This is a genomic window from Flammeovirga sp. MY04, assembly GCF_001682195.2.
GTDB lineage: Bacteria > Bacteroidota > Bacteroidia > Cytophagales > Flammeovirgaceae > Flammeovirga > Flammeovirga yaeyamensis.
This window is the reverse complement of the sequence record NZ_CP003561.2, coordinates 329,352-345,770: the sequence shown is the minus strand read 5'-3', so window position 1 is coordinate 345,770 and position 16,419 is coordinate 329,352. Positions and strand designations below refer to the sequence as shown.

At 34.6% G+C, this 16,419-nt stretch carries 11 protein-coding genes; 2 read left to right on the top strand and 9 right to left on the bottom strand.

Features of this window, described 5'->3' with window-relative positions:
- Positions 1-447 precede the first annotated feature (447 nt).
- The 4 genes from MY04_RS21405 to MY04_RS21390 form a co-directional block, all read right to left on the bottom strand.
- On the bottom strand, positions 448-2,001 hold the full coding sequence (locus tag MY04_RS21405) for a sulfatase family protein (protein WP_066214117.1): 1,554 nt from the start codon (positions 1,999-2,001) through the stop codon (positions 448-450).
- A gap of 75 nt (positions 2,002-2,076) precedes the next feature.
- Positions 2,077-3,951, bottom strand: coding sequence for an alpha-1,3-galactosidase-related protein (locus tag MY04_RS21400; RefSeq protein WP_158297827.1), 1,875 nt, complete (start codon positions 3,949-3,951; stop codon positions 2,077-2,079).
- Between the two features lie 270 nt (positions 3,952-4,221).
- Positions 4,222-8,304: a hybrid sensor histidine kinase/response regulator transcription factor gene (locus MY04_RS21395; protein WP_158297826.1), complete on the bottom strand. Its 4,083-nt coding sequence runs from the start codon at positions 8,302-8,304 to the stop codon at positions 4,222-4,224.
- A 245-nt stretch (positions 8,305-8,549) separates the two neighbouring features.
- Positions 8,550-10,019: a sulfatase family protein gene (locus tag MY04_RS21390; RefSeq protein ID WP_066216676.1), complete on the bottom strand. Its 1,470-nt coding sequence runs from the start codon at positions 10,017-10,019 to the stop codon at positions 8,550-8,552.
- A gap of 406 nt (positions 10,020-10,425) precedes the next feature.
- On the opposite strand from MY04_RS21390, the gene MY04_RS21385 reads away from it, so the two are divergent.
- Both MY04_RS21385 and MY04_RS21380 read left to right on the top strand, forming a co-directional pair.
- Positions 10,426-11,901 carry an arylsulfatase gene (locus MY04_RS21385; RefSeq protein ID WP_066214111.1) on the top strand — a complete coding sequence of 492 codons (1,476 nt, stop codon included), beginning with the start codon at positions 10,426-10,428 and terminating at the stop codon, positions 11,899-11,901.
- Between the two features lie 229 nt (positions 11,902-12,130).
- Positions 12,131-12,973 (top strand): sialate O-acetylesterase, encoded by an 843-nt coding sequence (locus tag MY04_RS21380; protein WP_066214108.1) that lies wholly within the window; start codon positions 12,131-12,133, stop codon positions 12,971-12,973.
- 59 nt (positions 12,974-13,032) lie between these two features.
- Here the strand turns inward: MY04_RS21380 and MY04_RS21375 are convergent, their stop codons facing one another.
- The 5 genes from MY04_RS21375 to MY04_RS21355 all read right to left on the bottom strand — a co-directional run bounded on the left by MY04_RS21375 (position 13,033) and on the right by MY04_RS21355 (position 16,370).
- Positions 13,033-13,542, bottom strand: coding sequence for a hypothetical protein (locus MY04_RS21375; protein ID WP_066214105.1), 510 nt, complete (start codon positions 13,540-13,542; stop codon positions 13,033-13,035).
- Between the two features lie 105 nt (positions 13,543-13,647).
- Complete coding sequence (locus tag MY04_RS21370; protein WP_066214102.1) at positions 13,648-14,451, bottom strand: hypothetical protein; 804 nt, start codon at positions 14,449-14,451, stop codon at positions 13,648-13,650.
- Between the two features lie 13 nt (positions 14,452-14,464).
- Positions 14,465-14,929, bottom strand: coding sequence for a hypothetical protein (locus tag MY04_RS21365; RefSeq protein WP_158297824.1), 465 nt, complete (start codon positions 14,927-14,929; stop codon positions 14,465-14,467).
- 43 nt (positions 14,930-14,972) lie between these two features.
- Positions 14,973-15,440, bottom strand: a complete 468-nt coding sequence (locus MY04_RS21360; RefSeq protein WP_158297823.1) for a hypothetical protein — start codon at positions 15,438-15,440, stop codon at positions 14,973-14,975.
- Positions 15,441-15,548: 108 nt separating this feature from the next.
- Positions 15,549-16,370: a hypothetical protein gene (locus MY04_RS21355; RefSeq protein WP_066214093.1), complete on the bottom strand. Its 822-nt coding sequence runs from the start codon at positions 16,368-16,370 to the stop codon at positions 15,549-15,551.
- Positions 16,371-16,419: the final 49 nt, after the last annotated feature.

Sequence of the window (16,419 nt, the reverse complement as noted above, 5' to 3'; positions counted from 1 at the left end):
AAAGCATATTAAAGCAAGTAGTAAAAGAAAAAAATACTTCTTCATTAAGTTAATATTAAAACTATTCATCTCATTTATTAATACTTATTCTTGTAATTAGTTTTTGAAAAATTTTTGATAGAAAAATTTAGGAAGTATTACGCTTTTGATGAATGCACAAAATTTATGATGAACAAAATTAAGTTCTATTTCTTCTAAACAAACAAATCATCAGCTAAAGAAACTTAACAAAAAAAATTACATAGAATAAGTACTGAATTTCAATAACAAAATTTCAGATGGAATGGGTGTCTGTTTTTATTAATTAATTGTATCAAATTGTCAATTCATATTTTGATAAAAGCTCAAAATAGTACGCTTACATATATAAAAAGCTGCCTTTCATCTTATAAATACAAGATGTAAGGCAGCTTTAAAAAGTAAACTAAATTCCCTATTGGGATGAGTTTATCTTAACTTATAATTTTTAGTTCCTTTAGAATGATCACCTCTAATCTTAGTGAACGCTTCCATCATTTCAGCTACTTTATCCTTATGATCTTTCGCTAAGTTGTTTTGCTGTGAAGGATCTTCTTTCAAGTTGTATAACTGAATTTCTGGATCGTTACCAATCTCAATAGCTACTTTCTTTAACTCAGCTGGCCCTTTGTAAGATGGAATCAATAACCAATCACCTCTTCTGTAAGCAGTTCTTGATGTTGCTTCCAATACTAAGTCAATACGACCTTCTTTTGATTCACCCAATAAGGCATCCATTACGTTCTCACTATCGTCTGTTTTGATATCGCTACCAATCAAAGAAGCAATAGAAGTAAGCAAATCCATCTGACAAACGATGGCGTCTGATTTCATTGGTGTAATTTTACCTTTCCAGTACGTTAAGAATGGTACACGGGCACCCGCTTCGAATAAACTGTATTTACCACCACGAAGCACACCTGCAGGCTTATGATCACCTAATTTCTCTACAGCATCGTCATAATAACCGTCGTTCAATACAGGACCGTTATCAGATGAGAAGATCACTAAAGTGTTGTCTAATACACCTTGCTCTTCTAATGTTTTCATAATCTCACCAATACACCAATCGGCTTCGATAATTGCATCACCTCTTGGACCCATACCCGACTTACCTTCGAATCTAGGGTGTGGCGTTCTTGGAACGTGAGGTTGTTGCATTGCATAGTACAAGAAGAATGGTTCGTCTTTATGCTTTTTGATATAGTCCTTAGCTTTCACTAAGAAGTGATCTGCCATTTCGTAATCGTCCCATTTTGCAGACTCGCCACCTTTCATAAAACCAATTCTTGGAATACCGTTCACCACTGAGTTATTATGACCGTGGTGCCATTTCATTTTTACCAATTCTGGATTTGTGATCGCCGTTGGCTCACCTTCGAAGTTCTCTTTATAACTTACTTGAATAGGATCGTTTGGATCTAAACCAACTACGTTACCGTTATCAATAAATACGGTAGGAACACGGTCTTGCGTCGCTGCCATAATGTAGCTTTCGTCAAAACCCACTTGATTAGGACCTAAATTAATCGTCTTGTTCCAATCCATGTTACCATCACCTAAACCAAGGTGCCACTTACCTACTACACCTGTAGCGTATCCTTCTTTCTGAAGCATTTTTGGAAGTGTCATGGCCTCTGGACTAATAATTAGAGGAGCAGAACCAGGAAGAATTCTTGCTTTTTCATTTCTCCATGGGTACGTACCTGTAATTAAACCAAATCTACTTGGTGTACAAGTTGCAGATGTCGCATAACCATTCGAAAACTGTACTCCATTGTTGGCAAGGAAGTCCATGTTTGGTGTTTTCAAATTAGTAGCGGCACCATATGCACCCATATCACCGTATCCTAAATCGTCTAAATATATTAAGAGGATATTTGGCTTTTTCGCCACTTCCGACGAGCTTTCTTGTTTCGACGAATTACAACCCATTAATCCGATAAAGGCTGCAATTAAAAGTACTAACTTATTTGATTTCATAATTAAAAAAAGTTGTGTCAGTTAAAAATAGGGAGACCGCACGAATGCAGCCCCCCCATATTAGCTAGGTTATCTTTACTGAAATGTCACTTTTGACATTTTTTTGTCTGTTTCCATCAATTTCGGCGCTTTACCCTTAAAATCGTTGTTTTTGAAGGTAATATTCTTGGATGATTTTAAAATGAAGGCCGGAGAATCTTTGTGTAACCTTGGAAAAGTATTCGTCGGTAAAATGGTATTCCCTTCGAAAACTAAACCATCTGTATTCGATACTTCCAATACTGTATTGTCGAACATCTTAAATGTATTCCCTTTAATGTTGATATTTTTAAAGGCAATATTTTCGTTATTTTCATCTGTATGAAGACGAATACAACCTCTATCTGCACCACCATGATTACAGTCTTCGAATGTATTTCCTTCGATATATAAATTGGCTTGACTTCCCGACTCATACCATTTCGATGATTCTACAGGTACAAGGATCGCTTCCATCTGGGTGTGGAAATAATTTTCTCTTACCACTGTTTTCTTTGGCGTCGATAGAAGTACACCTCTTGCTCTGTTTCCTCTAAATGTATTTTTCTCGATCAATACCTCTGGGTAAGCCGTTAAGTTTTCTATATAATCGCCTGCTACGATTCCTTTTGGTAATTTCTCTTTGAAAGTCAAAATCTGGTAGCGTTGATTAATCACTTTTATGTTTTCTAAAGTCACCTCTTTGTACGGAGTAAATGAGTCATCCAATCTCACTAAACCAATCTTATCACCAGTACGACCAATATGGTAACCTTCTTGTTGATGATGTCCCATACGAATGCCCAATTGGTTATCAGATAATTGCTCTACAACTTCTTGATACGCCCCGTGAATGTTTATAGCATCGTCTAACTGATTTTCTAAATAACAGTTTGTAATTTCAATCTTACCTCTACAGCCTACAAAGTGAGTAGCATCTGCTGTCGTAGACACCACACGATCACCCGAAGGAGTAATCTTCAATTTATTTAATGTTAGATTCTCAGAGTTCTCCACAATTACACCCATACCACCTGCATGGTGAATGACCACATTATCCATCTTAAAATCTTTCGATGCTTTTACGCTTACTGCCGGTGCTACACGGTTTAATCCTTGCTGACCTTTAGTCGTTAAAATCGATCCAATTGGAGGTAATTCCTTTTTATGATTGAAGAATCTCACCACACCTGGTTCCACTTCCTCCATGCTGATTCTGTTTTCAATACCGTTCTTTCTTAAAGTCAAATCAGCTTTATCGACCTTGTATTTGTACTTCACCTTATCGGTATTGTGTCTCACTTTCGTTTTTTGAACTGTTGAAATTGGCGTAGAAGCGATACAGTTATACGAAATGGCTTTTCTTTCTTTATCGTAAATGATCGTCTGACCTAAATCGTGCTCATAGTATTCTTTAATGAAATTGATTTCCCCATTTCTCAATTCATACGGGTATTCATCAAAGAATTTCACATCGAACGTATGGTTCTTTTCATCGTGCTTTACTACTTCACCTTCACTATGGAAAGCCATGGCCCAATCGACTGTAACATTTTTAATTTCCACATTTTGAGATTCCATGACATGGAAAGGAAGCATTGTACCATGAAAAATAAATGTTGATCCTTGTCCATCAATCGTGAACCCATCATAATTGATAATTGGAAATGCTGTTCTTACAAACACATCTCTGTGGTTCGACAAATAGACAAATTGGTTTAGTCCTTTATCTGGATAGAAGTGGTATACTCCTTTCTCAAAAACAATTTCTTTAGCTGCTTTATTCTCTAATAGTTGGTTCAATACATAAGGGGTTGCATCATCGGCAATCTCCTTCGTATGTTTTATTTTAATGGTATCATCCTTACTCACTGCTACAGCAGATATGATCAGCGGAATGAGTAGAGAACATACAATAATTAATTTCTTCATCTTTATATATTTATTGGAATTACTTAAAAAAATAGTCACACACCCTTCTAGTGTTTTCAGTAATAATTCTTGAACAATACAAAGTTGATATTTTCTACTTTTTTATGAGTATTCTGAAGTACATGTAGTGTGTCGCAGCATACAACTTTAGTGTAATTATAGGGCTATTGGTACTGTAATGGACGTTTTTTGATAAAAACAGACAAAAAAAGGGAAAATAAAGTGTGATTTATTTTTCCCTTCGTTCTATCAAAAACTTTTAGTTATAAATTAAACTACTTCCTCTTCCGTAGCTACCTCTTTTCCATATTTACCCGGCGTAATTCCGTAATGTTCCTTAAACATTCTACTGAAGTGCGTTCTACTCTTAAAGCCGGTTCGCATGTATACTTCTGATACGGTCAGCTTCTCTTTTACCAAGAATTCTGCGGCTTTTTTCAAGCGATACAACTTCAATAATTCGTAAGGTGTATGGTTGGTAATCGACTTTACTTTTTGATAAAAATGCGTACGATTTAGATGCAACTCTTTGATGAAAATGTTGATATCCAATTCCTCATCGTCCAAGTATTTCTCCATCAAGCCGTAGAGTTTTTCCATGAAGACTCTATCGCTCTTATTGTTGTTTTTCTTTTCTACATCGACAGGGAAATCGATACTGAAACGCTCCCTCAATTGCTTTCTATTTTTGAGGAGCATTTGCGTTGTGGCAATTAAGTGTTTCATATCAAATGGCTTGCTGATGTAGGCATCTGCCCCACTTTCCAAACCAAGTACCTGATCATCCACCGAAGAACGTGAGGTAAGTAACACTACTGGAATATGACTCGTTCGAATATCCGTCTTTATCATTTTACATAATTCCAAACCGTTCATCTCTGGCATTAGAATATCACTGATAATTAAATCTGGCCACTCCGATTCTACCGCTTCCATACATTGCTTACCGTGTTCGAAAGAAGTGATGTTGAAGTAATCGGATAGTGAAGTACTTACAAATTCTCTAAGATCTCTGTTGTCCTCCACATAGTAGATGTTCAACTCTTTTAGAGATTCATCGATTAAACTTTCTGGCAATTCAATTCCCTTAGGAAGAATTCTTTGTTTCTCCTCGTCGGTTTCTTTCTGAAGTACCTCTTGAAGACGGTTTTCGTTGAATGTATCCTTTAGGTTCACTTCCACAGGTAGTAACACATTGAAAGTCGTTCCTACATTTTTCTCACTTTCTGCATTGATTTCACCGTAGTGTAATTCGACAATCCTTTTCGAGAAAGCCAAACCAATACCAGAACCCACTGTAGAAGTATTTGTATCTTCTGATTGGTAATAGCGTTCAAAAATATGAGGAAGATCTTTTTCTGAGATACCAAACCCGTTGTCAGATACCGCAAAGAAAAGTTTCTCGTCTTTCACTCCATACGTTAAAGTGATTTCGTCTCCTTCTTTTGTAAACTTAAAGGCATTGTTCAATAAATTGTTCAATACAATTTCCAACTTTTGTCGATCGGCCATTATAAATAACTGATGTGCCTCTCCAACCACCGTTAGTTTTTTGTTGGTATGTTCTGCCAACTGATCAAATCCCTTCTTGATCTCATTCATTAACTCGGTGAAATCGAAAGAAGTCATCTTCAGTTTTAATAAACTTTGTTCTGCCTTTTGGAAATCTTGTACCTGATTGACCAATTGGAACATCTTCTTCGATTGTCTTTCGATTAACGTTAAATGCTTATTGGCATCGTTGTTCGATTCGAACATATTGATCAGAATCTGCAACGGACCAGAAATTAGAGTCAATGGTGTTCTAAACTCATGGGCAATGTTCATGAACAATCTTGTTCTCGTCTTGTCTAATTCTTCTACCCTTTCCTTTTCAATATGTTGTAATTCTAAATCGTGTTTTAGGTTGTTCATTCTTAGCATAAATCGCATAATAACGACAACCACAACAATCAAGATTACGACATAAAGTAGATACGCCCAAACCGTTCTCCAAATCGGTGGATGAATCACTATTTCTATTTCTCTGACTGCAGACCACTCTTTTTTAGAGTTCGATACGGCTACTTGAAAGGTATAATCTCCCGGAGGTAAACCATTATAATTCGCAAACTTCAATTCTGAAGGCACTGTTACCCACTCTGTTTCCTGAGGTAACATTCTGTATTTTATTAAATGACCTTTACTCTTGGTGTAATGCAGTGAAATCAGTTCTAAAGAGAAGACGTTTTCATCATAATCCAGTTCAATTTTCTTCGTCTTATCTAATGATTTTGTTAGAATCACTTTCTCGTCTAACGTATCTAATGGTGCAATTTTCTGATTAAACACCTTAAAATCGCCAAACATAAAATTAGGCATGGGTACACTATCGACCACCGCTTCAGGGTAGAAATACAATAAGCCATTACCTCCCGCAAACACCAATTTACCATCGTCCATCACAACAGACGAAGGCTCGAATGGAGAGATTCTCACACCATCATTTACCGTGAAGTTTCTGAAACTTCTGCTTTTCAGATCAAATGCGTTTAGACCTTTGTTAGTGGTAATCCATAGCTTGCCATTTTTATCACCTTGTATGGTTTTAACGACATTGTTATCTAGACCATTAGAAATATCAAACCTTTTAAAAGTAGAGGCCAATTGTGAATTTTCTACCAAGCAAATACCTCCACCTTCAGTACCAATCCACAGTTCTCCATTCTCTAATCTTTGGATACAAGAAACGAAGTTACTCGACACCGAATATTTATTACTTTCATCGTGAATAAACTGTGCTTTCTTCATTTTTGCCAACGGCTTGTCCGGTTGATTGTTAATACGGATGAGACCATCGTATTTCGTTCCGATCCATATAAAGTTATATTTAGGATCTTCATAAATATATCTTAGTTCATCAATTTTCTTTGATGTTAACCTTGGCAGTTCATTAATAAATTCGGATTGTAATACTTTACCATTATGCGATAATTTTAAACGATAGAGCCCATCTGAAGTGGCAAACCAATGATACCCATGTTTATCCAATAATAAATCTTTGATCTTCGTATTGGCAAACGACTGATTATCTTCTGCTCTAATTAAACGCCATTTTTTTCCACCTTTAGGCATATAGTAATGAATACCCTGTTTTGAGAATTTCTTTACAAACTGACCACCTTCTCTATCAATATAAATCGAAGCATTCGACTGTCCTTTTAGATATTGAAATTGCTCAGGCAATGGCTCTATAATATTTTTTGCTGTATTGAAATTGATAATTCCTCTAAAGTGAACATTGATGATAATATTTGTTGAGTCGTATTTCTGGATATGTAATACGTGGTTTGACCACTTAGGTGATCCATCGCCAATACGTAATCTGTTTTGCTCAAAAACATTTTGGTAAAATGGTATTTGATACAAGCCCTTACGAAGTGAGCCTACCCATTTATTTCCTTCCACATCGATAAACATGGTATTTACTCGATAGGTATTTAAAGTAGTTAGTGGCTCTTTTTCTTTCAAAAGTCGCTTGAGGGAATATTTGTCTAACCCTATTTCTTTATGGGCCAACCAAATATTTTGATCTTTATCAATATCTATATAATGGTACTTATTTTCTCGCAGAAGTTTAGCTTGTGAGATATACTGATTATTCTTGTTCTTTTTAATCACATTCACTCCTTTACTACCAATCGCTATATATGTTCGGTCGTCGTATTTGGCAATGTCCATGTAACGGTCCTTATCCGCTCCGTTCACTTTTTCTATGGATTGATTTCTTAGATTATAAACAATGACAGCATTTGTAGAAGCGATTAAAAGTTTATCATCTGGTAATATGATGGTTTTGTAGGATAATTCGTTCCTTAGCAAATCGATTGTTTGCTCTAGTTTTTTTGTCTTTTTATCAAAAATCAAAAGGCCTGACCTTTCTGTAGTACATAAAATCTTATCTCCATAGTTTTGAAACTGTCGTACCACAGGACCTGCTTTCACACCTCTAGGCGTTAAATTCATATGAAGGTTGATAAATTTCTGAGTGGTATAATCATATAGACTGATACCATGGTCGGTACCCACCCAAATGTTATCCTCATCGTCCTGAAAAAGGGAACGAACACGATTACTGTTCAGTCCATTTTCATCTCTGAATGTTTTAAACTCGAAGCCATCAAATGTATTTAAACCATCAAAAGTTCCCACCCAAAGTAACCCATTATGATCTTCGATCACAGAGGTAACTCCATAGTGAGACAATCCCTCTGGCATAGAGTACGATTTGTATAAAGTATTATTTAAAGCCGGTTGAGCAAACGATGTAAAGCTTAATAATGTGAGTACTACTAAATTAAAATACAGTTTCATTTCTTTCATTTCGATAGTTAAAATTTAATACGCTCAATATTTAAAAATGTAGTCTAGTGTACCTCAAAAGTACCTTTTTTAATATTTTAATGACAATTCAGAATACTAAAAAAAGATAATGAGGTTAAAGTTTAGGCAAAAGCGATTTTCTGTGTGAACCTAAAAGGATGTCTATTAATGCAAGGTGTTAAACTCACTTTAAGTTATCGACATCCTCTTCAGTTATTTAGTCACACAAAGTTACATTAAAGATTTAGTCCAGTTCCTTGAAGACTGTAGTCCTTATCCCAGAATACTTTCCAAGGATCTTGGGTGTCTTGTTGGAACTGTTTCATTTTCTTTTTCATCGTTTCCAATACTTCCTGATGTGCTTTGCTATCTACCAAATTATGAATTTCGTCTGGATCTTTTTCCAAATCGTACAACTCAAATTCTGCATGATGCAAGTAGTCTTCTACAGTTCTTTTACCAAAATATTTACCGTTCGAACGATACACTTGTTGCCAAGTAGAAGATACCCAAAGATCAGATGCAAAAGGATATTCCAACCCAGAAGCAATATTGAAAATCAGTTTATAATTTTGATGACGTACCACTCTCATTGGATAGTACATCGTGATTTCGTGGAAAGTGTGGGAAGCATAAATCTCATCTCTTACAGCAACATCATCACCACTTAAAACGCCATCGAAAGACTTCCCGTGGAATTGATCTTTAGGATAGTTGACCCCTGCCCAATCTAAAATTGTTGGCGTTAAATCTACCCAAGAGATAAATTCGTTTTTCACTTTATCTTGTTCCTTCAATAATGGGTTCTTGATGATACACGGAAGGTTCATGCCTGGCTCGTACAAAGTTGTCTTAGCGCCAGGAAATGCAATACCGTTATCAGATATATAGATAACAATTGTATTGTCTAACTTACCTGAGGTTTTAAGGTGTTCCATCATTTTACCAAAACCCGTATCAATTCTAGAAACACTTTGATAGTATTGGGCTAATTCTTCTCTCGATTCTTTTGTATCTGGCAAGAAACTCGGCACCAATACTTCTTCTGGTGTATAGGTAATTTCTTCTACACCTTGGTAACCTGTTTTGCTATTACCAAAGCTATTGGGATCGTCCCAATTAGGGCCCGTCGACTCTCCTCTATGAGGATCTCCAGTACAGAAATATAGGAAGAATGGCTCTTTTTTATCAAATACTTTTTTGACGTTATTGGCCATTTCTACTGTATTTCTTTGGTTACCTGGAATCACTTCCTGAAAGTGAAATACTTTCTCTGGTGCCAAATGATATTTTCCTATTCTAGCCGTATAATATCCGTTTTCTTCTAAAATAATAGGAAGGGAAGTTTCCGTTTCATACGTACTAAAGTGATGATAATCGTGAGTATGTCCGTATGAACCCGTAGCGTGACCGAACTTACCTGTTAAGATGACCGATCTACTTGCAGCACAACTAGCACTAGTACAAAAGGCGTTATTAAAGATGGTTCCATCTTCGGCCAACTGATCTAAGTTGGGTGTTTTTATCACGGGATTTCCATAGCAACCTAAGGCATCTTTACCGTGATCGTCGGAGACAAATAGAATAATATTGGGTCTATCGTCGGCCTCTTTTAACTGTGCTGTCGACTTGGATGACTGACAAGAAGTCAACCCAAAAATCAATGATAAAAGGAAAAAGATGCTATGTTGTGAGTTCAATTTCATTCTCGTAATCATTTCGATTATCATACTGATGGTTTTGTTTAAAAAATTACTGATTGCAATTTGATTAAAAGCCATATTAAATCTGTATTTAAGCATTATTAAAGTGTGCCTGAGCGTATAATCACCTGTTTATAAGCAGTAAACACAGATACACTTGTTTTTTTTAAACCCCTGTAATTCCATCATTATCAAAAAGTAACACCCTATTTTTAATAGTGAATATTTCCCCCTTATTTTGAAGATTTGTCCTGCTTTATGTCCTTTTTTTGGTGGTAGAAAAAAGTAGTGAACGGTTAAGCACAAGAAGAAAACCAACAACGACAGAACTTTATTTTCAATCAATTTAATTAGTGTTGCCTTCTTGTAGACGGCAAAAACAACATGTTTCGAAATCAAATAATAGAAAATGAAGTGTTTTAAAACTTATATGTTTGCGATCGCGATAGTAATGCTTGGTGGATGTGCTTCATCCAACAAAAGCAAAAGTGATAGCAGTGCGAAAAAGAAACCTAATATTATTTATATTCTTGCTGACGATTTGGGTTATGGAGATTTAAGTAGTTATGGTCAACAAAAATTTACCACACCTAATATTGATGCATTAGCAGAAGGTGGAATCAAATTTACCCAACACTATTGTGGGTCTGCCGTGTGTGCGCCGTCAAGATCAACTTTAATGACAGGGCAGCATACTGGTCACACACCTATCCGTGGTAATAAAGAATTGAAAGGTCAGGAAGGACAAACTCCTCTTCCGGCATCGGCTTATACAATTGCCGAGCTAATGAAAGATGCTGGTTATAAAACAGGTGCTTTTGGTAAATGGGGATTAGGTTTTATCGGCAGTGAAGGCGATGCGATTAACCAAGGATTTGATGAATTTTACGGATACAATTGTCAGCGTGTAGCACACAGATATTTTCCTGAGTATTTATGGGAGAACGATAAAAAGGACTTTTTACCAGGTAACGATTGGACCAATAAAGTGACCTATGCTCCTGATGTGATTCAGGAAAAAACATTGGATTTTATAGAAGATAATAAGGACAAACCTTTCTTTGTCTATGTTCCTTATACTTTACCTCATGCAGAGCTAATTGCTCCTGCAGATTCAGTGATCGAGAAGTTTAAAGGTAGATACCCTGAAACGCCTCACGACGAATCGAAGCGCTATACTTCTGATTACGGTCCGAACATCAAAAAAGAGATGTATTGTCCACAAGAAACACCACATGCAGCATTTGCTTCTATGATTTATACTTTGGATATCTATGTAGGTCAGATTGTAGATAAAGTAGAAGAATTGGGTATTGCAGACAATACAATCATCATGTTCGCATCTGATAATGGCCCACATCAAGAAGGTGGTGCCGATCCTGCTTTCTTTAATAGTGGTGGTAACCTAAGAGGTGTAAAAAGAGATTTATATGAAGGTGGGGTAAGAACTCCTTTCATTGTGAAATGGCCTAATCAAATTGAAGCCGGTATTTCATCAGACCATATTTCTGCTTTTTGGGATGTATTGCCAACCTTAGCCGACATTGTGGGTATGGAAGTAAGTGCTCCTACGGATGGTATCTCGTTTTTACCTTCCCTTCTTGGTCAAGAACAAAAAGAAGAACACCCTTATATGTATTGGGAACTTCCTGTTAGAGGTGGTCGACAAGCTGTTCGTTTGAAAGAGTGGAAAGGGGTGAAATACAACATCACGAAAGGAAATGCAAAATTAGAGCTGTATAACTTGGAGAACGATCCTGAAGAGATGGAAGATGTAAGTCCTCAACATCCTGAAGTGGTGAAAGAAATTGAAGAGATCATGAAAAACGCTAGAGTGGATAACGAGACTTTCCCGTTGTTCTCTGAGGGGAAGAAGAATTCTTAGGTGGTGTTTACATCCTAAGGTTCATGATCATTTGAAGACTTTGTTTCTACCCTTACATATTCGAGGGGTGAAACCCCTCGTTGAGGAAGGTGGATGAATCCTACTTTTGTATCACAAAGGGTTATACAATTAGGGTGATTCTGCGACGGTTTTGGTGATGGGTTGAAACCCATCACTTGGATCGTTCATCTTCCTCACTAATATTTCTAATAATCTCAATTCATCTTAAATGAAAAAACTAATTACATTCGTTCTCTTTCTTTTTGCATCACTTACTCTTAGTGCACAAGAAACATATATTGTGCTTTTAGGAGGTCAATCCAACATGGCTGGAAGGGGACAATTTGATGAACTCAGCGAGGCTGACAAACAAAGAGTAGACAAAGCGGCTGAAATGATTACTATCGTTTTTAATGGACGACCTGAGGTGCCTTTATCCTATCAATCAGCCTCAAAAAGACAAAGTAATTACGGACCAGAATTGTTTTTTGGCGTCACTTTACATGAACGATTTCCAGATAAAAAATTCGTGTTCGTCAAAGAATCTTTAGGAGGAACATCTCTTTTAGGGGCTTGGAATCCGAATTGGACAGAGGAGACTGCAAAGCTATCAGAACGTGATGAAAAACGTCAGAAAGTGAAACTATATGAGCAGCATACAAAAGCGATCACAACCACTTTAGCGGCGCACCCTAAGGCAAAGATTATTGGTATGCTTTGGATGCAAGGCGAAAAAGATACACGTTTAGAGGTTTCTGCTACAACTTACGGTGAAAACCTACTAAAATTAGTCAATGCCTATAGAACCGATTTTAAAGTGAAAGATATGCCGTTCTTCTTCGGACAAGTCAATTGTCCGCCAAGAGGAAATTATCTTGATGGTGTGGAGATTGTTCGACAACAAATGTCGGCATCAGCAGATAAGTCAAAAGGATTATATATGATTCCAACTTCTATGGACGAATCTTGGAGCGATTATCCAAAACGAAATGACAATGTGCATTATACCACTGAAGGTCAAAAAAGATTAGGAACCGCATTTGCAGAAGCATTTTGTGGGGAGGTGATGTAAGAATTTACGAAGAGGGGGTAGCCCCTCTTTTTTATTCATTATTTCACAAGAATATAAAATTAGTCAATGCCAAGTTCTATTAAGTAAAGATACCCTCTCTCCCTATTGTATAGGTAAAATTTGTAATAGTAATTATCTTTGTCATACATATATGAATAATAATTATCTTCAGAACTTATTAAACTTGTAATTTCATTCTCAATGGATTTATTCTCAACTAAACTGATAAACGAATTGATTAAATCCCTTTCTTCTATTGATACTGGACATTCTTTCCATTTATGATTTGCATAATCCATTGATGGGAAATATCTAAAAAAATCATTATTAATTTTCACTTCATTAAATGATTCTATTTTATATTTTTCAAAAGAAAATGTTTCTCCATTACTAGAAAAAAGAAAATTATTGGAATACTCCTCACTTACTGTAGAATCTATATTGAGGTAATATTTAATTTTTTGAGATAAATAATATTCTCTCGAAAAGCTTATCAACTCAAACTTCCATAAAATTGAGGCAATAATTACTATCGGTATACTTGATAAAAGTATACTTTGGAAATACAATTTATTATGAATTGATACCAGAATAAAATGACACCAAAACAAAAATATTATTAAGGTAATGAAAATTAAAAATATTGTGATAATTAATAACATAAGTATAATTTTTTAAATCTGTTTAGTATCAAAACTCAAAAAACGAGACTCTTTAGAAACAATACATGTATCCAACAACTCCTCTTTTTTCACGAGTACCTGATGTTCTTTCGGTTCTACTTCCCATTTGAATATTGTATTCGAAACTTGAGCGCAAACTCCATTTGATTGAATGAGCTCTTTTATTGCTTTATTTGTTTTTTGACTTTGGTTTAGATAATTAATAAAATAAAGCTTTTTAATATATCCATTCATGATTTCTAGTTCATGATTCTTCCAAAGAAGGTCAATCTTATCAACATCAATTGAGGTAGAAAAAAGTCCTTTTTTCATTTTTTTCTCACCATGATATTTTTTGGTTGGGAATTCATGAATATAGCCATAATCAAATGAAAAACTTTGTATCAATTCTTCAGCAAGATTTTCGATTTCTTCTTTCGTAATTAAACTTTGATTTATTTGAAAGGAAATATCAATCAACGATTTTTCTGGCCTTTTTGAGTCATTTACATAGTTCAGTAATGGATTGCTAACTGTGAAATAAGTTTTTGTTTTATTAGAATTGAAATCCACATAACAATGGATAACTTCTTTAGATTTTTGATATTGAGATTTAAATCCTCTAACGGTTTTCGACCCACTATTTGAATAATTTAAACTAAAATGATTCGCTTTTTCCTTTGTCAGTTTTTCCATTAATTCTACTGACTGAAGAACTAAATCTTGAGTATCAAACTGAGAAGCTGATGTTTGATCAGTTATTTTGAATAACTCAAGAAAGTAATGTTTGCGAAGATTGTTTTTGAAAATATTCATGAAAAGAATTTAGTCAATTTTTAGTATTGTTTATATAATCTCTCAAAACAACCATTTTGATATCAAAAACTAAGTTTCTCATCCCTTTTTTGGAGATTAATTCAATTGGAATATTATTACTATGTCTAAGCCATAATGTATCATTTGGTTCTAATACTATATTCTCAAAATATCCAATTGTACTAATAGGGATTAGGGTAGTAGATTTTGGTAACAGTTTAAACTTTAATTTTCGATCCAAACCATCATATTCATACTGTAATTTTTGAGCGTAAAGTGAGTGGTCTTTTATCTCCTTTAAACTCAACAATTCATCACTTACAATGAAATTTATATGTTCCATTCTAAACGAGTAATTTAATTGTACATTTAAAGTATCGCTTTCATAATTTCTGATGTATAGATTTTCCCCATAATCACAACTCGATAATAAAATGCTAAATAAGATATAGAAAATGTATGTTGACGGCTTGTTCATGTTTTGTTTTGAATAGATATTTAGAGTTGTGTTATTTAATGTTTTACCCTTCCCCATTAACTGACAAATCAAAAAAACCACCTGTTTTCAGATTAAATTTAATTTGCCAATAATGATCTCCTCCATCATCAACTACTACTATAGTTTCTTTCCATTCTTTATGATGAAAACTATTTTCAGACCAAAAACAATTTATATACAATATCTTATTACCCTGTTTATCGATGTATCCAAAATATTGACGTCTGTATTTAAGCAAATATTCAAGATAAAACTTTTCCTCCAAGTAAGCTTCTGCCTTTTTAACCTCATCAATTGTTGGTGTAAACCTTTGATTGGTGGTATTTAAAAAGGTATAATACTCATATATGTAATTGCTTGGGAAAATCACACAATTAATATTTCCCTTTTTGTAGTGTTTTATATGGTCGTTTGTTTGTGTTTCTTGACCAGGTGCTGTGGATGTTAGCAAATAAATGAGGGATGCAATTGTTGTAATGATTAGCTTCATATTAATTATAAAGAGAAAATTCAGTTCTGCGAACAATTTGTTCTTAAAGGTAAAACTTCACATTCGAAAAGGTATAATATTTCTAATGTAATAATCGAATACATCAAATTAATAATCCCCACCAGCATCAAATGAGTCACCACCAAAACCATCAAAAGAAGTAGAATCATAATTACTTGATTCTAAATACATACCTGATTCAAAAGAACTTGAAATTGTATCTGATATATCCATGTCCATCAATAGAGATATCGACATCATATCGAAGGCTGTTTCAAAAGCAAAATTATATTCTGACACTTCTTTCATAGGTGATGTAATATGTAAATTAGAGAAATTGACATCCATTTTTTCTATCAAATCAGAATTAAAATTATCAAGTAAAAAAATATTAGACCCTATCTCTTTTAGAATTTCTAATAATTCATTTTTTGAGAAATCTCTTGATAGTAATCTTCTATTATAACTATCTAATTTAGTCTTAAATTGACTTCTTAACTTTTTACCTTTTGAGTTTAAGAAGAACAAGCTGAAATCTTTTAAACTCAATAGCTGATGAAAAATTCCGAATTCCTTAAATTCATTATTCAGTTGTATTGCTTTATAGCCTTGACCATTTCCACATGATGGCAATACTTCTTTTATTAATTTCCTTAATTGTATTCTCCTATTTTTTTCTTCAAAAGGTCTCAGAAAAATATCCTGATGAGGTCTCTTGATATATTGATTATACTTTTTACCTCTAGAAATGTAGATATATAAGCTTTCTCTTTGGCTTCTTGGGTGAGGATATTTCCACTCCTCCTCTATCATTAATATATCTATAAATAGTAAATCAAATAAAGCGAATTTTAATAAATCCGTATTTTTTGATTTCCTCGGATAAAGTATCATGTGAGTTTGTGCAGGAGTGAATTCTTGTAAGTTCATTTTATAGTTGCTATTCTGATATACAGCTTAATGCATATCAATAAGTTTG